This window comes from Ruegeria sp. I3 (assembly GCF_056532525.1).
On the sequence record NZ_JBQFNI010000003.1, the window covers coordinates 695,884 to 711,518 of the forward strand.

At 57.7% G+C, this 15,635-nt stretch carries 19 protein-coding genes; 11 read left to right on the forward strand and 8 right to left on the reverse strand.

The window, feature by feature from the left end; genetic code table 11:
• Nucleotides 1-55: 55 nt before the first annotated feature.
• Nucleotides 56-907, reverse strand: a complete 852-nt coding sequence (locus ACR0L9_RS11645; RefSeq protein WP_170394731.1) for a bifunctional helix-turn-helix domain-containing protein/methylated-DNA--[protein]-cysteine S-methyltransferase — start codon at nucleotides 905-907, stop codon at nucleotides 56-58.
• 120 nt (nucleotides 908-1,027) lie between these two features.
• On the opposite strand from ACR0L9_RS11645, the gene ACR0L9_RS11650 reads away from it, so the two are divergent.
• The 5 genes from ACR0L9_RS11650 to ACR0L9_RS11670 all read left to right on the forward strand — a co-directional run bounded on the left by ACR0L9_RS11650 (nucleotide 1,028) and on the right by ACR0L9_RS11670 (nucleotide 5,265).
• Nucleotides 1,028-1,477, forward strand: a complete 450-nt coding sequence (locus tag ACR0L9_RS11650) for a MarR family winged helix-turn-helix transcriptional regulator (RefSeq protein ID WP_170394734.1) — start codon at nucleotides 1,028-1,030, stop codon at nucleotides 1,475-1,477.
• Nucleotide 1,478: 1 nt separating this feature from the next.
• Nucleotides 1,479-2,120 carry a cysteine hydrolase family protein gene (locus ACR0L9_RS11655; protein WP_170426129.1) on the forward strand — a complete coding sequence of 214 codons (642 nt, stop codon included), beginning with the start codon at nucleotides 1,479-1,481 and terminating at the stop codon, nucleotides 2,118-2,120.
• Nucleotides 2,121-2,216: 96 nt separating this feature from the next.
• Nucleotides 2,217-2,861, forward strand: a complete 645-nt coding sequence (nth, locus tag ACR0L9_RS11660; RefSeq protein WP_170598366.1) for an endonuclease III — start codon at nucleotides 2,217-2,219, stop codon at nucleotides 2,859-2,861.
• Nucleotides 2,858-3,847, forward strand: coding sequence for an adenosine kinase (locus tag ACR0L9_RS11665; RefSeq protein ID WP_170802601.1), 990 nt, complete (start codon nucleotides 2,858-2,860; stop codon nucleotides 3,845-3,847). Before nth ends, ACR0L9_RS11665 begins: the two co-directional genes overlap by 4 nt.
• An 80-nt stretch (nucleotides 3,848-3,927) precedes the next feature.
• On the forward strand, nucleotides 3,928-5,265 hold the full coding sequence (locus tag ACR0L9_RS11670; protein WP_480895710.1) for a serine hydrolase domain-containing protein: 1,338 nt from the start codon (nucleotides 3,928-3,930) through the stop codon (nucleotides 5,263-5,265).
• 6 nt (nucleotides 5,266-5,271) lie between these two features.
• On the opposite strand, the gene ACR0L9_RS11675 is transcribed toward ACR0L9_RS11670, so the two are convergent.
• Complete coding sequence (locus ACR0L9_RS11675; RefSeq protein WP_480895711.1) at nucleotides 5,272-5,757, reverse strand: RNA pyrophosphohydrolase; 486 nt, start codon at nucleotides 5,755-5,757, stop codon at nucleotides 5,272-5,274.
• A 137-nt stretch (nucleotides 5,758-5,894) separates the two neighbouring features.
• Here ACR0L9_RS11675 and ACR0L9_RS11680 point away from each other — a divergent pair, with 137 nt between their 5' ends.
• The 3 genes from ACR0L9_RS11680 (at nucleotide 5,895) to ACR0L9_RS11690 (ending at nucleotide 8,656) form a co-directional block, all read left to right on the forward strand.
• A complete protein-coding gene (locus ACR0L9_RS11680) occupies nucleotides 5,895-7,922 on the forward strand; it encodes a 2,4-dienoyl-CoA reductase FMN-binding domain-containing protein (protein ID WP_480895712.1) in 2,028 nt (675 codons plus the stop codon).
• A gap of 96 nt (nucleotides 7,923-8,018) precedes the next feature.
• Complete coding sequence (locus ACR0L9_RS11685) at nucleotides 8,019-8,270, forward strand: hypothetical protein (RefSeq protein WP_170408518.1); 252 nt, start codon at nucleotides 8,019-8,021, stop codon at nucleotides 8,268-8,270.
• Nucleotides 8,267-8,656, forward strand: coding sequence for a hypothetical protein (locus ACR0L9_RS11690; protein WP_170613343.1), 390 nt, complete (start codon nucleotides 8,267-8,269; stop codon nucleotides 8,654-8,656). The genes ACR0L9_RS11685 and ACR0L9_RS11690 overlap by 4 nt, the downstream gene beginning before the upstream one ends.
• 26 nt (nucleotides 8,657-8,682) lie before the next feature.
• Here the strand turns inward: ACR0L9_RS11690 and ACR0L9_RS11695 are convergent, their stop codons facing one another.
• Nucleotides 8,683-9,123 (reverse strand): DUF4399 domain-containing protein, encoded by a 441-nt coding sequence (locus ACR0L9_RS11695; RefSeq protein ID WP_170466618.1) that lies wholly within the window; start codon nucleotides 9,121-9,123, stop codon nucleotides 8,683-8,685.
• A 228-nt stretch (nucleotides 9,124-9,351) separates the two neighbouring features.
• Here ACR0L9_RS11695 and ACR0L9_RS11700 point away from each other — a divergent pair, with 228 nt between their 5' ends.
• On the forward strand, nucleotides 9,352-10,257 hold the full coding sequence (locus tag ACR0L9_RS11700) for a LysR family transcriptional regulator (protein ID WP_170819196.1): 906 nt from the start codon (nucleotides 9,352-9,354) through the stop codon (nucleotides 10,255-10,257).
• Between the two features lie 66 nt (nucleotides 10,258-10,323).
• On the opposite strand, the gene ACR0L9_RS11705 is transcribed toward ACR0L9_RS11700, so the two are convergent.
• The 5 genes from ACR0L9_RS11705 to ACR0L9_RS11725 form a co-directional block, all read right to left on the reverse strand.
• Entirely contained in the window at nucleotides 10,324-11,139 is an 816-nt protein-coding gene (locus tag ACR0L9_RS11705) for a DUF2189 domain-containing protein (RefSeq protein ID WP_170819195.1), read from the reverse strand.
• A 148-nt stretch (nucleotides 11,140-11,287) separates the two neighbouring features.
• Nucleotides 11,288-12,187, reverse strand: a complete 900-nt coding sequence (locus ACR0L9_RS11710) for an OmpA family protein (RefSeq protein ID WP_480751061.1) — start codon at nucleotides 12,185-12,187, stop codon at nucleotides 11,288-11,290.
• Entirely contained in the window at nucleotides 12,184-12,741 is a 558-nt protein-coding gene (locus ACR0L9_RS11715; protein WP_480735565.1) for a peroxidase-related enzyme, read from the reverse strand. The genes ACR0L9_RS11710 and ACR0L9_RS11715 overlap by 4 nt, the downstream gene beginning before the upstream one ends.
• A gap of 25 nt (nucleotides 12,742-12,766) precedes the next feature.
• Complete coding sequence (locus ACR0L9_RS11720) at nucleotides 12,767-13,477, reverse strand: GNAT family N-acetyltransferase (protein ID WP_480895713.1); 711 nt, start codon at nucleotides 13,475-13,477, stop codon at nucleotides 12,767-12,769.
• Nucleotides 13,474-14,196 (reverse strand): competence/damage-inducible protein A, encoded by a 723-nt coding sequence (locus ACR0L9_RS11725; RefSeq protein ID WP_480895714.1) that lies wholly within the window; start codon nucleotides 14,194-14,196, stop codon nucleotides 13,474-13,476. Before ACR0L9_RS11725 ends, ACR0L9_RS11720 begins: the two co-directional genes overlap by 4 nt.
• A 51-nt stretch (nucleotides 14,197-14,247) precedes the next feature.
• Here ACR0L9_RS11725 and sfsA point away from each other — a divergent pair, with 51 nt between their 5' ends.
• Together sfsA and ACR0L9_RS11735 are read left to right on the forward strand one after the other, a co-directional pair.
• Nucleotides 14,248-14,946, forward strand: a complete 699-nt coding sequence (gene sfsA, locus ACR0L9_RS11730) for a DNA/RNA nuclease SfsA (protein ID WP_480895715.1) — start codon at nucleotides 14,248-14,250, stop codon at nucleotides 14,944-14,946.
• Nucleotides 14,947-15,012: 66 nt separating this feature from the next.
• Nucleotides 15,013-15,582: a proton-conducting transporter membrane subunit gene (locus ACR0L9_RS11735; protein ID WP_170514054.1), complete on the forward strand. Its 570-nt coding sequence runs from the start codon at nucleotides 15,013-15,015 to the stop codon at nucleotides 15,580-15,582.
• Nucleotides 15,583-15,635 lie beyond the last annotated feature (53 nt).

Here is a 15,635-nt window from a genome sequence, read left to right on the forward strand (position 1 = left end):
ACGGCAGGGGACCCGAACCTGCCGTGCATATGGCAACGACGCGCCAGAATGTCAATCAGGCGTCGGCCTGCGCCGCCTCATAGGCCAGCATGGCGCGCTTGACGGGCAGTCCCCAGTGGTAGCCACCCAGGCCGCCCGATTTGCGTAAGGCACGGTGGCAGGGAATCAGCCAACTGACCGGGTTGCGCCCAACTGCGGTGCCCACGGCGCGCACCGCTTGGGGTGAGCCGACCCGCTGCGCGATCTCGGAATAGGTGGTGACCTGCCCCGAAGGGATGTGCATCAGCGCTTCCCATACCTTGATCTGCAGTGGTGAGCCAATCAGGTAGAGTGGGGTCGGCTCCAACCGGTCGCTGGCCGCACCGAAGGCGCTGAGCACCCAAGGCCGCAGGCGCATCGGGTCCTCGACAAAATCAGCATTGGGCCAACGAGAGATCATGTCTTCCATCGCCGCCTCCTCGCCTGTCTCGGCCCCAAAGGCGATTCCACAGATTCCCTTGTCAGTTCCCATGACCAGCGCAGGGCCAAAGGGGCACTCGAACCAGCCCCAGTAGATCGTGAGACCTGCGCCTTTGCGGGCGTATTCACCCGGGCTCATGGATTCCCATTTCAGGAACAGGTCATGAAGCCGACCACTGCCGGACAGCCCCACATTATGAGCGGTTTCCAGCGTGGTGAAACGCTCGTGCAACAGAGCTTTGGCATGGCCAAGGGTCAGGTATTGCTGGTATCGCTTCGGTGAGACCCCGGTCCAGCGTGAGAACAGACGCTGAAAATGGGCAGGGCTCATATCCATCTGGCGAGCCAACTCATCAAGACTGAGACTCTCTCCGCCTTGATCGATCAATTCGATCGCGCGCCGCATGACGTTATAATGATATCCGCTTTCTGCTGTCTGGACGTTCATCGGTCACCTCATCAGTTACAGGAACAGTAACTCGCCCCTGTCGATCTTGCGACCCGGAACCTGCGCTTTATCTTGTCAACTGAGTTGACGAATCAAATCGATTTCTCCTACCATTCAGGTATGGGACACAGGTTGGATCAGCTTTATCAGGCAGTTCAGGCCACCCGGCCTTTGCTGCGGAACATCACGGCAGCAGTTGAGCAGGGCAGCCAGCGCAAAGGCGTGACCGTCGGGCAACGTGCCCTTTTGGAAGGTCTGTCGCTATCTCCCGGCGCGACAGCCCCGGTGCTATGCGCCGAGCTGCAGCTGAAACGACAATATGTCTCGCGCATCTTAAAAGAGTTGATGGGTGCACAGCTGATCGAAAGCCAGCCCAATCCCAAACGTGCAGGCACCTACTGCTACCGGCTGAGCCCTGCGGGCGAAGAGACGATCACGGCAATCAGAGCGGATGAGATGGCCAAGCTGACACGCTTTGCACAGGACTTTTCTGCGTCAGAGCTTGTCGCCTATCACAAGGTTCAGCTGGCCCTGACCCGCTATTTCGCAGAACTCGCCAAGGAGGCCTGACATGACCGTCCTTTGGATAATGGCGGCAAGCATCATGATCGCCGTGTTGTACATCCTCTTGCAAATCCGAAAGATTGGCACTCCGACAACCGGAGCCAAAATAGACCTGGCATCGCGGCCTGAAACGGCGCTGCTGGTGATCGATATGCAAACAGATTTTACCTCGATACCCACCTGGGATGACGCACAAATTGAGGGTGCCTTGTCGACGATCCGGTCAACGACGGACAGCGCCCGCCAGTCTGACTGGTCCGTGATTGCCATCCGTCATGAATTCAAGGGACGGCTGGCGAACTTGCTGAACGGGTGGTTCAATCAGGGGCGCGGCAACGCAGGTTCCGACGGAGTTGGGTTGGATCCGCGTCTTGCGCTGAATCCCGATGCCGAGTTTGTAAAATCCGTAGGTGACGCCTTTTCTTCGCCGGGCTTTGAACGGTTCCTGCAAGACAAACGGATCGGAACGCTGGTTCTGACAGGGTTGGACGGGTGTCATTGCGTGAATAAGACCGCGCAGGGCGCGCTCAATCGAGGATACCGGGTTCAGATCAATTCGGCAGCCGTTCTGGCGGCTGATCCGAACCGGTGGCAGGGGATCAGGGATCAACTTGCAACGGCGGGGGTGGATTTCCGACTGCAGAAGTGAGGCATAGGGATAAATCGACCAAGACCCGCGCCTAGGCAAAACCAAAACGCACCTTTTCAATTGCGACCGCTTGTCTGGCAGGGCATTAAGGCTCGGATGGCCAAACAACTCGGATACCACAAGATCCGCGAGATCTTTACGCGTTTTCACGACGCCGACCCTGAACCCAAGGGCGAGTTGGAGCATGTAAACGTCTATACTCTGGTCGTTGCCGTCGCACTGTCAGCGCAGGCGACCGATGCCGGCGTCAACAAGGCTACGCGCGCGCTATTCAAGATCGCCGACACGCCACAGAAGATGCTGGATCTGGGCGAAGAAGGTCTGATCGAACATATCAAGACCATCGGCCTGTTCCGCCAGAAGGCCAAGAACGTAATCAAGCTGAGTCGCATTCTGGTCGAAGACTATGGCGGTGAGGTGCCCAACTCCCGCGCGGCGCTTCAATCGCTACCGGGTGTGGGGCGCAAGACAGCCAATGTTGTCCTAAACATGTGGTGGCGATATCCGGCGCAGGCCGTGGACACGCATATCTTTCGCGTCGGCAACCGCACCGGCATCTGCCCGGGCAAGAATGTGGACGCCGTCGAACGCGCCATCGAAGACAACATACCGACCGACTTTCAGCTGCATGCGCATCACTGGCTGATCCTGCATGGCCGCTATCACTGCAAGGCACGCAAACCGCAGTGCCCTACCTGTATCATCCGCGATCTCTGCGAATTTGAGGACAAGACTCTATGAAAACCTACCAACTGACCGGCATCGGAAACGCCGTTGTGGACGTGATTTCCCAAGCCGATGACAGTTTCCTTGAGCTGATGGGCATCGAAAAGGGCATCATGCAGCTGATCGAACAGGAACGCGGCGAGGTACTGTACGCCTCGATGGAAGGCCGGGTGCAGACTCCGGGTGGCTCGGTTGCCAATACCATTGCGGGTGCGGGTGCACTGGGTCTGGATTCGGCGTTTATCGGGCGGGTGCATGATGATGCGCTGGGCCGTTTCTATGCCGATGCGATGAACGAAGACGGGGTGGATTTTGTGAACCCGCCGGTGCCGGGGGGCGAGCTGCCAACCTCGCGTTCGATGATCTTTGTCTCACCGGATGGCGAGCGGTCGATGAACACCTATCTGGGTATTTCGTCCGAGCTGTCTTCTCGGGATGTCTCGGAAGACGTCGCGGGCAACAGCCAGATCATGTTCCTCGAGGGCTATCTGTTCGACAAGGAAAAGGGCAAAGCCGCGTTCCTTGAAGCCGCGCGCAACTGCCATAAGGGTGGCGGCAAGGCGGGCATCGCCATTTCTGACCCGTTCTGTGTAGAACGGCACCGGGTCGATTTCCTGCTGCTGATCGAGAATGAGCTGGATTTTGTAATCGGCAACGAGGCCGAGATCAAATCGCTGTTCGAAACCGACGATCTTGAGGAGGCGCTGGCGAAAACGGCCGAGATTTGCCCTCTGGTCGTTTGCACCCGGTCGGGCGACGGGGTGACTGTTCTGAACGGCAACGCGCGCATCGATGTACCGGTTGAAAAGGTCGTACCCGTGGACGCGACCGGCGCGGGCGATCAATTCGCCGCCGGGTTTCTTTATGGCATGGCAACAGGCCGCGATTACGAGACCTGTGCGCGGATCGGCAATGTCTGTGCCCGCGAGGTGATCAGCCATATCGGCCCGCGCCCAGAGGCGAACATGCAGGAGTTGCTGCAGGCTGAGGGATTGCTCTGATCCCGCGAAACGCAACGTAACGCTGGTGCGTCACATTTCGGAATGGCTACCCTTTTTTGATGTAAGGGGGGAGCCAATTCATGTTGGGCAGAGCACTCAGGATCACCGCAGGAACATTGGCGTTGGGGCTTGTGGCCGGCGTTGGGTACTTGCTGATCTCTCCGCCCGACCTGTTGCGAGTCGGGACCAACTATTCGGCCAAGATCGTCTGTTCTAACGTGTTCATCGCCGGGCGGGATGCGCAAGAGGTTCTGGCGGTTGATGTGCAGGCGCCCGGGCATCCGTTGCTGAAACACGTCTCGGTCTCGGTTGACCCAGAGGCGCAATCAGTATCTGCAAAGCTACTCGGGATCTTCGCCCCTGCGACCAGCCAATATCGCGAGGGGCTGGGATGTGCGAATACGCATGAGGCCCAACCGGTCAGCACCCAGCTAAACACTCTGCCCGCGCTGTCTGATGCACTTTGGCCGGAAGGCACTACAGTGGCCCCAGCGCAGAACTCCAAATTGGCAATGGTTCTGTCGGACCCGACCATTCTGGGAGAGGGCTTCCGCGCCGTTGTTGTGGTGCATGATGGCCGGATCATTGGTGAGGCTTATGCGGATGGATTCGACGAAAATACCCCTCTTCTGGGCTGGTCAATGACCAAAACCATAACCTCTGGATTGATTGGAACGCTGATAAAATCCGGTCAGATGAAGTTGACGGATACACTGGTCGATTCATTTCCCGATTGGGCAGAGGACAACCGGCAGCACATTACCGTCGAGGATATGTTGACCATGTCCAGCGGCCTGCGATGGAACGAAGGCTATGGTGACGTCTCGGACGTGACTCGGATGTTATATCTGAGCGACGACATGGCGGGGTTTGTCACTTCGCTTGAGGCCGAGGCTGAGCCAAATACTGAATTCAACTATTCGTCGGGCACATCCACCGTCTTGGCGCGGGTCTGGCAGGATCAGGTCAAAGATGACAGCTTGTCCTATCCGCAGCGCGCACTCCTGCTGCCACTGGGCATGACCTCGGCCATACTTGAAACTGATGTTTCTGACACCTTTGTCGGCTCAAGCTATATGTACGCCACAGCGCGGGATTGGGCACGATATGGGCAATTCCTGCTGCAGGGCGGCACATGGGACGGGCAGCAAATTCTGCCCGAAGGGTTCACTGACTGGATGTTCGAACCGGTTGCTGTCTCGGGCGGGGCATATGCCAAAGGTCACTTGTGGCGCGACGTGCCGGGTGGAGAACCCCCGTTCGAAGATGCGGTCTGGATGGCCGGACACGATGGGCAATCGGTCGGGATATTCCCTTCGCGTGATCTGGTGATCGTGCGATTGGGGCTTACACCGTCCGATACCGGTTATTCCCCGCTGCCGCTGGCCAAAGCGGTGATTACGGCGCTTGGTTCCTAACCCGAACTACCCGAGATGCGGCTGAAACGCAGAAAGCACCTGCTGGTAGACGTCCTTTTTGAACGGCACGATCTCATCGACCAGCCGCGTCGTGGTCTGCCATTTCCAGTGGGTGAACTCGGGGTGCTCGGTTGCGATGTCGATCTGATCATCCCGGCCCAGAAACCGCATCAGGTACCATTTCTGCTCCTGCCCGCGATACCGGCCCTTCCAGATTTTCGGCACAATGTCATGCGGTAGGTCATAGGGCAGCCAGCCGTCGGTCTCGGCGATGATTTCCACAAGATCAGCGGGCACTCCAGTTTCTTCCCAAAGCTCGCGCAGGGCCGCATCGCGCGGGTCTTCGCCCTTGTCCACGCCACCCTGAGGCATCTGCCAGGCGTCCTTGTGGCGATCATTGCGCTGACCGACAAAGATCAGACCCTCGGCATTCATCAACATCAGTCCCACGCAGGGGCGATAGGGCAGTTTGGCGATTTCATCAGGGGTCATGCGCGGCCTCGTGATTAAGCTTTGCTGCGTCTCTAGCAAGCGCCGCAGTAAAGGCAAAGGGAATGACGTTAGGTTTCGCGTGACAAAGGTGACGCGAAGGTCAATCTGACGGTCAAAGTCGGGAGGGAGAGTTTGCCATGACTGCGTACCCAAACATGTTGGCCCCGCTGGATCTGGGTTTTACCACGTTGAAGAACCGCGTGCTGATGGGCTCGATGCATACCGGTCTGGAAGAGACCGGCGACTGGATCCGTGTCGCCGAGTTCTACGCGGATCGCGCGCGCGGTGGTGTTGCTTTGATGGTGACGGGTGGGATTGGCCCGAACCTTGAGGGCTCGGTGCTGCCCGGGGCCTCGATGATGACCAATGATGAAGAGGTGGCGAACCATTCCATTGTGACCAAACGTGTGCATGAGGCAGGCGGCAAGATCGCGATGCAGATTCTGCATGCGGGGCGCTATGCCTATGGTCCGAAATGCGTGGCCCCCAGCCCGGTGAAATCCCCAATTTCTCCGTTTCCGCCGCATGAGTTGGACGAAGAGGGTATCGAGAAGCAAATCAGCGACATCGTCAACGCGGCTGTTCTGGCCCAGAAGGCGGGCTATGACGGGGTCGAAATCATGGGCTCCGAGGGGTATTTCCTGAACCAGTTCCTCGTGACCCACACCAACAAGCGCGAGGATCGCTGGGGTGGGTCATACGAGAACCGGATGCGTCTGCCTATCGAGGTGGTGCGCCGCACGCGGGAAGCCGTGGGGAGCGATTTCATCATCATCTATCGCCTTTCGATGATTGATCTTGTGCCCAATGGGTCGACCCATGACGAAGTCGTTGAACTTGCGCAGCGGATTGAGCAGGCCGGGGCAACGATCATCAACACCGGTATCGGTTGGCATGAGGCGCGGATTCCGACGATTGCCACCAGCGTTCCCCGTGCAGCGTTTGCGTGGGTTACCAAGAAGCTGATGGGTAAGGTCGGGATTCCGGTGATCACCTCGAACCGGATCAACACGCCTGAGGTTGCCGAAGAAGTTCTATCGACCGGTTGCGCCGATATGGTGTCTCTGGCGCGGCCGATGCTGGCCGATGCGGATTTCGTGAACAAGGCGATTGCGGATGAAGCCGCGAAGATCGCCCCGTGCATCGCATGCAATCAGGCCTGTCTGGACCACACTTTCAGCGGCAAGCTGACCTCATGCCTGGTCAATCCGCGCGCCTGTCATGAGACTGAATTGGTGATCGGCAAGGCCGAGACACGCAAGACAGTGGCCGTTGTCGGCGCTGGCCCTGCAGGTTTGTCCACTGCGATGACAGCTGCCCAGCGCGGCCATGATGTAACCCTGTTTGATCGCGCCGCCGAGATAGGCGGGCAGTTGAACATGGCCAAACAGGTGCCAGGGAAAGAAGAGTTCTGGGGACTGGTCGACTGGTATCGCACCATGATGAACGACCTAGGCGTGACGGTCGAACTGAACCGCGAGGTCAGTGCGGATGATCTGACCGGTTATGATGAGGTGGTCATCGCCACCGGTGTCACTCCTCGTGATCCGCAGATTCCCGGCCAGGATCGGGACAATGTGCTCAGCTACATCGACGTGCTGCGCGACAAGGCCAAGGTCGGCAGCACCGTCGCCGTGATCGGGGCCGGAGGCATCGGGTTCGATGTCTCCGAATTCCTGCTGGAAGACGGTCACAGCCCAACCACGGACCTTCCATTGTGGATGAAGGAATGGGGCGTGACCGACCCCGCAGAACACCGCTCGGGCCTGGCCCCCGAGGGCCCGCAGTCCGAAGCACCAGCACGGCAGGTCACGCTGCTGCAGCGCAAGGCGCAGCGTCACGGCAAGGGGCTGGGAAAGACAACGGGCTGGATCCACCGCGCGACATTAAAGATGAAGGGCGTCAGTTTCGTTGGTGGTGTGAATTATGAGCGCATCGACGAGGACGGCCTGCATGTCAGCTTTGGCGAAACCCGCGATGATCCAACCGTGATCGCAGCCGAGTCGATCGTCCTATGTGCCGGGCAGGTCTCGGACCGGTCGCTGGCGGATGAGCTGCTCGAACGTGGAATGACCCCGCATGTGATTGGTGGAGCAGATGTGGCAGCTGAGCTGGACGCCAAACGTGCGATCAATCAGGGCACACGTCTGGCGGCAGCGTTCTGACGTTGTAATGCCAGTGCGCTGGAGAAAGCCGCCCCGGAAGAGGCGGCTTTTTTCGTTTTCCTTGACTCAGTTGTTATCAATATACATATGTACCACATGAGTCAGAACATAGAACGCACCCAAACAGGAATTCGAATCGAGAAGCGGCTTCTGAAAGTTCTCAAAGGGCTGGCAGAATCGCTGGACATGACCCTTGGCGACCTGATTGAGGGCATCGCGCTGCACAGCTTTGAGAACAAGCCAGCCTTCTCTGAAGAGACGCTGAAGAAGATCAAACAACTCAAAAGTGTCTACGACTTCGATTGGACAGCTGAAGACAGCCACCGTTTCAAGGAGGATGAAGAATGAGCGCATCGCGATACGCCGACGTCACCATCGCATTTGAAGCACACGCAATCGACAACGCAACGTTCGGACACGTCGAACATGTGCAAGTCGCTTATGACCTGCTACGCAAGTATGATTTCATCGATGCCGCAGCGATCTACGCCAAGGGAATTCGCACGTTAGCAGCGAACGCAGGCGCACCGAACAAGTTCAATCTGACAATCACCTACGCATTCATGAGCCTGATCGCAGAGCGGCTGGCCAACACGCAAGCTACTGACTTTAAGAGTTTCGCACAGGAAAATTCCGACCTGATGGCCAAGTCAGTACTCAACCAATGGTATTCTGCGGAACGTCTCAACATGCAGCTTGCCCGCGATATATTCCTGCTGCCTGCCGACGCATAATCGTGTTTTGCGGCGAAGGTGAATTGTTACTCTACAGTGATCGTAATCACCTCGGACACAATGGGCGTCGCATGAGGGACATGGCCTGCATCCCCAAGCACCAGCTGCAAAGTATGCTCACCCGGAGCAAATTCCAAAGTCACCTCGGTCTGACCGCCACCGAAATGAATGTGATTGTCGTCTGCGGGCAGACCGTATGACAGTTCGTCCGCACCGTCTTCTCCCTGCCCAAGTGGTGGGCGATCAATCAGGAGGTGATGGTGCCCTGTATTTTCCTTCTCGGTTCCAGCGGGGGCAACGCCCATGCCGCTGAGGCCAAAGACTACGGTCACAGGTGATTGCACGGTGTCACCGTCAGACAGGTTGACGAAATAGACCTTCGCATCTGGATTCGATGGTGTTTCCCCTCCGGCCCACGCAAGGCTGGCGGTCAGACACAGGGTAATGACAGCAAATAGGGCTTTCATAGTCTCCTCCGTGGTCACAAAAATGCCATTCTCATCATAGCACGATTGGAAAAAAGTCCAGAAAACGGGGTTTTGTATCGAAAGGCATGGTCCGCGGCATATAGGCCCGGGCGTTTCCTAGTTGCAAACGATCCGATTCAAAACCCTGATATTATCCCATGTCTGCCCAGTTCTTGCCCAGATTGATCGCGATAAAGAGACAACGAACGGAAGACCTGGGGAACGAGAATGGATCGACTAACTGAAATGGAGGCCTTTTCCAACGTGGTGGACCAGGGTGGTTTCACCGACGCGGCCAAGAAAATGGGCATCTCCAAATCAGCCGTGTCTAAACACGTCTCGAGCCTCGAGGCGCGGTTGGGGGCAAGGCTTTTGAACCGGACAACGCGCCGGGTTTCGCCAACCGAGATCGGGTTGGCCTATTATGATCGCGCCCGTCGCGTGCTGAACGACGCAGGCGAAGCGGATGCGCTGGTGACTTCGATGCAATCTGCGCCTTCTGGTCTGCTGCGGATCTCTGTGGCAACAGATTTTGGCGTCAATCACCTGTCGCCGGTCCTGTCGGACTTCCTGTCGGCCTATCCGGACATCACCGTGAACATGGTTCTGAACAACCGCTATGTTGAGCTGATTTCCGAAGGCTTTGACGTGGCCGTGCGCATTGGCGAGCTGGAAGACAGCACGCTGCGCGCCCGCAAGCTGACCGAAACAGTGAAACGCATGGTCGCGTCGCCGAGATATATCGAGCAGTTCGGACGCCCGCAGAAGATCGACGATCTGAACGAACACAAACTGCTGCATTACTCCAGCCAATCCTCGGGCAGCGTGTGGAAGCTGACGGCGCCTTCGGGCGAGAAGCGTCAGGTCCGCACTGCTGGCTGGCTGAGCGTGAATGACGGGCAGTCGCTGCTGAACGCAGCCATCTCTGGGCTGGGGATCGCACATCTGCCCAGCTATCTATACGCCGACGCACTGAAATCGGGTGAGGTGGTGGACGCCATGCCTTCGCTGCCGGATGAAGTTCAGGGCGTCTATGCAGTGTACCCGCCGGGCCGGTTTACCCAGCCCAAGGTGCGGGCATTCATTGATTTTCTTGTCGAATCCTTTGCTGAAAAGGGTCCGATGGACTGGTAGAATTCTCCCTGTGGCACCTAAACGGCCCGTGCTGAATAGCACGGGTTTTTTTTGTTTAGCGATGCATCAGTTAGTCTCTGGTGATACGGCCCGCTGATACAGGTGCCACGTGGTGTGGCCCAGGATCGGCAGCGTGAAAATCAGCCCCAGAAACGCCGGAACCAGCGACAAAAGCATGGTGACCGAGATGATCGCCGCCCAACTGAGCATTACCACCGGGCTTTCAGCGACCACGCGAATGGAAGTGAGCATGGCGGAAACAAAGTTGGTTTCCCGATCCAGAAGCATGGGCATGGCCACCACAGTCACCGAGAACAGGACCGCCGACAAAAAAGCGCCGATACAGGTGCCGACCGCAAGAAAGGTCCAGCCTTGCGGTGTGAAGAAGATGGTGTTCATGAACCCTTCGAAATCCGAGAAGGACGCCTTTTGCAGGATGATCGCCAGCCAAAGGCGGATTTGGTAGGTCCATACCCAGAAAATGAACAGGGTGACAAAGGCCATCCAACCCATTTCGCGTTTGCGCTGATGTGCCATGACGCTGAGGATTTCGGACCAACCGAAGCTTTCCCCTTTCTGCAACCGGCGGGACATTTCATAAAGCCCGGCGGCCGCAAATGGGGCAACCAGCGGAAAGCCTACGGCGGCAGGAATGATCATCCAGATCTTGCCAAGCCCGACCAGGCACCAAACGAACAGGATGCCGAAAACCGCGTAGAACAGGCCGAAAAAGCCGCTCATGACCGGGTGTGCGAGGAAGTCGGAAAACCCGGCCTTCAGCGATGCGGTAATATCCTCGGCCGTCAGCCTGTTAACCTCGGGCATGGATTGCTGTGGGACCGTGTTATCCGGCGGAGTGGTATCTTCGGTTTTGGATGCCATGACGCATTCCTCCCAAAGCATGGTGACTGGTGGGACTGCCTGCCAACAGGCCTGATGGCAAGACAGACGCACCGATTAGCTGCAAGTGTGCATCAGACCGCGCCATCAGGGCAAGGGGGACACAGGGTGTCCGCGGTGCTCGCGCCTGTTAGTTGACCAGCAACACCGCCTCGACCCGGCGATTGAGATCGCGGCCCTCGGGCGTAGCGTTAGAGGTGATGGGCGCAAGATAGCCTACGCCCTGCGCCTCGATCCGGTCGGCGGCAACACCGTGCGCTTCGATCAGGCGCGCACGCACGGCTTCCGCCCGTTTGGTGCTGACCGCAATATTGGCCTGCAATGCGCCCGTATCATCCGTGTGCCCTACCAGCGCCAAACGGGTCGAAGGATTGTCGGCCAGATAGCCCGCAAGCAGCGCAAGCGAGGCAAACGACCCTTCGCCCAGCGCGACTTCGCCGGTGCGAAAGTGCAGGTCATCAAGGATGACATGTCCGGTACTGCTGAGATCGTTTAGCAACCCGGCAGGGCCCTCAACGGTTTCCTCGATCACAAGTGGCTGCGCAGGCAGCGTACCTTGCGGGGTCACCCGGATCATCTGCACATAGCCATCCGGCGGGTTGCGGCTGACCAGCAGGCTCAGCACTTCGTCACCGCGGGAGGCGGATAGAAAACGGTAATCGTGGATCGCCACATACATGTCAGGCGTCGGCACCACTTCGGTGCCAAAGCGGAAATCGAAACCGCCACAATTGCGTGCCTCGCATTCAAACGCGATCTCGAAACCTTGCGCCTGAAGCTGATCCCGAAGCGGTGCAAGAATTTGCAGCGTCGTGCTGGACCCGGCCTGCAGACGCCATGTTAGCCGCTCGACACGCCCTTCGACAGTGCGGGATGGAACCGCGCCGTCGGCAAACACGCCGGTTGGCAGGTCGTAGCTGTCCAATGCACTGGTGCGATCCGAAATCTGCCGGGCGCTGGCGGGCAACGTCAGTTCCTGCGCCTGCACAGGCACGGCCAAAAGGAGGCTAAGGAACAGGAAACGGATCATCGGAACTGCGCGTGATACTCTGGGTTCGGGACCATGGCAGTGGCACTGGCCACGCGGTTGGTCATATTGAAGAAACCGGTGACATTGGCAATGTCCCAGATATCGCGATCCGAAAACCCGACATCGCGTAAAAGCTGGCGATCGGGCTCTTCGATTGTGGTGCTGGCGGTGGTCATCTTGGCTGCGAAATCCAGCATTGCACGTTGGCGCGCGTCCAATTTGGCGACGCGGTAGTTCATGACCAGCATCTCACCCAGCTGCGGATCGCCCGAAAGCTGCCGCACCGCTGCGCCATGAGCCACGAGGCAGTAGAAGCATTTGTTGATCGAGGACACCACGACCGCAATCATCTCGCGTTCCAGCTTGGTCAGCCCGCTATCGGCCAGCATCAGATCATTATACATCGAAGTGAAGGCATTCAGCTTGTCGATATCGAAGGCATAGGCGCGCAGGACATTCGGCACCATTCCCAGTTTCTCGACACAGATATCAAAGTATTTCTGCGTCTCTGACGGTAGTGGGTCCACCATTGGCAGATCCAGGGCAGTGGGCATGTCCTGTTTGGTCAATTCGTCCTCCTCAGACGCGCTGGCGATAGTGGTATTCTCCGACGATCTTCATCCCAAGCGAGTGGTAGAGGCCATTGGCCCCCGCGTTCGCCTTGGTACAGATCACGCTAAGCGTCTGCGCGCCATTGTCCAGCGCCCAAAAGGCCGCGGCGCGCATGGCCCACTGGCCCAACCCCTTGCGGCGGTGATCCGGTAGGATTTCCAGCGCGTGAACCATCGCGATACCTTCATGGATCGCCACGAAGCCGGTTCCTGCGGGCTGATCGCTGTGGCGCAACAAAAGGCCGGTCTTTGGGCACGGTGCCCGGTACATGATCGCAATCCGTTCGGGGCCGATACCGCCCTGCGCCCAGATCTCACGCATGATGGCCAGCGGTTCCCAGATGTTGAAAACAGTCACGCGCGGGATCGGGATATCGGTCAACTGCTGCGCCGGGCAGGAATAGATATTAACCGGATCAAGGATGTCGTAGCCGCGTTGCGCAAGCATTGCATCCAGCGCCTCATCTCCGGGCCGCAGGCAGAAGATGCGTTTTTGACCCATCGCCTGCATGGCGCTTTCGGCCGCATCGATATCGGCACTGGTGACGTTCCCGGTGCGATTGGCGGCAGAGACGCGTGAACCTCCGCCCTGTCCTTGCCGCAGTCGAAATGGGCCTTGCGTTTGATAGCCGGCGGCAGGCCATGTGCCATCGACAACAGCGGCCCAATCGGGATTCAAAGCTCGATCTCTTTCGCAAGGCGGGTCATGGCGGCATCGATCCGTCCACCCTCGGTGCCGCGCACGACGACGTTGGCTCCGAAGACGCCATTCGTCTGAAACGGATAACAGCCGATCGAAAGATCGCCGAAGTCTTTGGCCAGTGCGGCCAAAGTTGCTGCAATATCGCCTTCACCCCGATCCACACGCAGCGTCTGCGACAAAAGCGGGCTACCTCCGATGAGCGAATGCAGAACACTCGCAACCATGGCCTGAAAAACCAAAGGCACCCCGGCCATGACATGGACGTTGTTGATGGTAAAGCCGGGCGCGGTCGAGACCGGGTTGTCGATCAATTCGGCCCCTTCCGGAATACGCGCCATGCGCAGGCGAGCGTCGTTCAGCTCCAGCCCGGATTTCTCGTAATGCGCCTCAAGCAATGCACGCGCGTCGTCGCGAACATCGATATGCACGCCAAAGGCACGGGCGATGCAGTCAGCGGTGATGTCGTCATGGGTCGGACCAATACCACCACTGGTAAACACATGGTCATGGGCCTCTGATAGCGCCCTTACGGCTGCCTCAATCGCGGGTGCATCATCGCTGACAATGCGCACCTCTTTCAGGTCAATGCCGTGTTTGGTCAGCTCTCCAGCCAGATAATGCATATTGGCATCGCGGGTGCGGCCCGAGAGGATCTCATCCCCGATCACCAACATTGCAGCGGTTGGATTGGCCATGACGCGCCCTCCCTCTTGATCGACCGTTAGGGCAGGTATAGGCCCTTGGCCATGCGATTTGAAACCCCCCTTGTCCCCGCTCGACTGATCCGCCGCTACAAACGCTTTCTGGCAGACTGCAGGCTGGAAGACGGGCGCGAGGTGACAGCCCATTGCGCCAATCCGGGCTCAATGATGGGGCTGGCAGAACCGGGTGAGAAAATCTGGCTGGAGCCCAACGACGATCCGAAGAAAAAGCTGAAATACGGCTGGCGGCTGGTCGATCATGAGAACGGGCATTTCACAGGGGTCGACACATCAGTCCCCAACAAGGCGCTTCGGGTGGCGCTCGAGGCGCGCGAAATCCCCGAGCTGGCCGCCTATGAAACCGTGCGCCCCGAGGTCAAATACGGTGAAAACAGCCGTATCGATTTCCTGCTGACTGGGCCGGGCCTACCCGATGCTTATGTCGAGGTCAAAAGCGTCACCCTCTCACGCCAACCCGGCCTAGCTGAATTCCCCGACAGTGTGACCGCCCGCGGTAACAAACATCTCGGCGAACTGGCGGCTATGGCGGCACAAGGGCATCGGGCGGTGATGCTGTATCTGGTTCAACGGACCGATTGCGACCGGTTTGCGCTGGCTACCGATATTGATCCGGCTTATGCGGCGGCGTTTGAGGTGGCGCAAGCGCAGGGGGTGGAGAAGCTGGTTTACGGGACGCAGATTTCGCCAAGAGGTGTTTTGGTCAACTCGTCAATCAATTGCTGAGAAAAAATTCAGATGAACCCGACTATTTCTATCGAATTTGCTTAGAGATTCTCAAAGGACAACTTAATGACGGCACTACCGAAGACCGAGAACACCCGTTTAGAAAAGCGTATCCGAACAATCTCAGTGACCCTAATGATTTTGGGAGGGATACCTGTATTGGCTAGATTTTTTGGCGTAGCGTTTGTTCCCTCTCCGATTTGGGTTTCCTGGGCTTTTTGGCCTGCATGCGTAGTGGGAGCAATTTCGGGAGCGACAGCACTTTGGGCGGTTCACCTTAGCTTATCCGAAGGCATCCAATTCTCAGAGCCAATAAAAACAACATTGTCTATATTGTTCATGCCTTTGGTAAGTGCGCTTGCGGGCTTTCTTATAGTGGCGGCGACGATCCCGATGGTTGTTTCTCTTCCCTCTTTTCGCACGGTAGAAATAACATTTGTTGTTAGTGATCCCAATATGGGAGATTATCGGAAGTGCCCTAGGCCAATCGCTCTTAAAGACACGGCGCGTGCTGTTAACGTCGTTTGTGATGTCCCGAACAGTATTCGCAGACGTCTGCGAACCGGAAGACAGATTATTCTTGTTGGCCCAGGAAGCGGTGTCGGCGTATTCCCAACTCACTTTCGTCTGCCTTGATCACCAAGAGCCCTTATCAGTCTACGTGTTAAACCAAATCAACTGAAAAACAT

What these genes read in the sequence shown, in the direction of transcription:
- ACR0L9_RS11695 (WP_170466618.1), bottom strand. Translation starts at nt 9,123, where the DNA reads ATGAAAGCCCTATTTGCTGTCATTACCCTGTGTCTGACCGCCAGCCTT.
- ACR0L9_RS11665 (WP_170802601.1), top strand. Translation starts at nt 2,858, where the DNA reads ATGAAAACCTACCAACTGACCGGCATCGGAAACGCCGTTGTGGACGTG.
- ACR0L9_RS11685 (WP_170408518.1), top strand. Translation starts at nt 8,019, where the DNA reads ATGAGTCAGAACATAGAACGCACCCAAACAGGAATTCGAATCGAGAAG.
- ACR0L9_RS11715 (WP_480735565.1), bottom strand. Translation starts at nt 12,741, where the DNA reads ATGCCCACTGCCCTGGATCTGCCAATGGTGGACCCACTACCGTCAGAG.
- ACR0L9_RS11670 (WP_480895710.1), top strand. Translation starts at nt 3,928, where the DNA reads ATGTTGGGCAGAGCACTCAGGATCACCGCAGGAACATTGGCGTTGGGG.
- ACR0L9_RS11705 (WP_170819195.1), bottom strand. Translation starts at nt 11,139, where the DNA reads ATGGCATCCAAAACCGAAGATACCACTCCGCCGGATAACACGGTCCCA.
- ACR0L9_RS11735 (WP_170514054.1), top strand. Translation starts at nt 15,013, where the DNA reads ATGACGGCACTACCGAAGACCGAGAACACCCGTTTAGAAAAGCGTATC.
- sfsA (WP_480895715.1), top strand. Translation starts at nt 14,248, where the DNA reads ATGCGATTTGAAACCCCCCTTGTCCCCGCTCGACTGATCCGCCGCTAC.
- ACR0L9_RS11690 (WP_170613343.1), top strand. Translation starts at nt 8,267, where the DNA reads ATGAGCGCATCGCGATACGCCGACGTCACCATCGCATTTGAAGCACAC.
- ACR0L9_RS11725 (WP_480895714.1), bottom strand. Translation starts at nt 14,196, where the DNA reads ATGGCCAATCCAACCGCTGCAATGTTGGTGATCGGGGATGAGATCCTC.
- ACR0L9_RS11710 (WP_480751061.1), bottom strand. Translation starts at nt 12,187, where the DNA reads ATGATCCGTTTCCTGTTCCTTAGCCTCCTTTTGGCCGTGCCTGTGCAG.
- ACR0L9_RS11645 (WP_170394731.1), bottom strand. Translation starts at nt 907, where the DNA reads ATGAACGTCCAGACAGCAGAAAGCGGATATCATTATAACGTCATGCGG.
- ACR0L9_RS11675 (WP_480895711.1), bottom strand. Translation starts at nt 5,757, where the DNA reads ATGACCCCTGATGAAATCGCCAAACTGCCCTATCGCCCCTGCGTGGGA.
- ACR0L9_RS11655 (WP_170426129.1), top strand. Translation starts at nt 1,479, where the DNA reads ATGACCGTCCTTTGGATAATGGCGGCAAGCATCATGATCGCCGTGTTG.
- ACR0L9_RS11650 (WP_170394734.1), top strand. Translation starts at nt 1,028, where the DNA reads ATGGGACACAGGTTGGATCAGCTTTATCAGGCAGTTCAGGCCACCCGG.
- ACR0L9_RS11700 (WP_170819196.1), top strand. Translation starts at nt 9,352, where the DNA reads ATGGATCGACTAACTGAAATGGAGGCCTTTTCCAACGTGGTGGACCAG.
- nth (WP_170598366.1), top strand. Translation starts at nt 2,217, where the DNA reads ATGGCCAAACAACTCGGATACCACAAGATCCGCGAGATCTTTACGCGT.
- ACR0L9_RS11680 (WP_480895712.1), top strand. Translation starts at nt 5,895, where the DNA reads ATGACTGCGTACCCAAACATGTTGGCCCCGCTGGATCTGGGTTTTACC.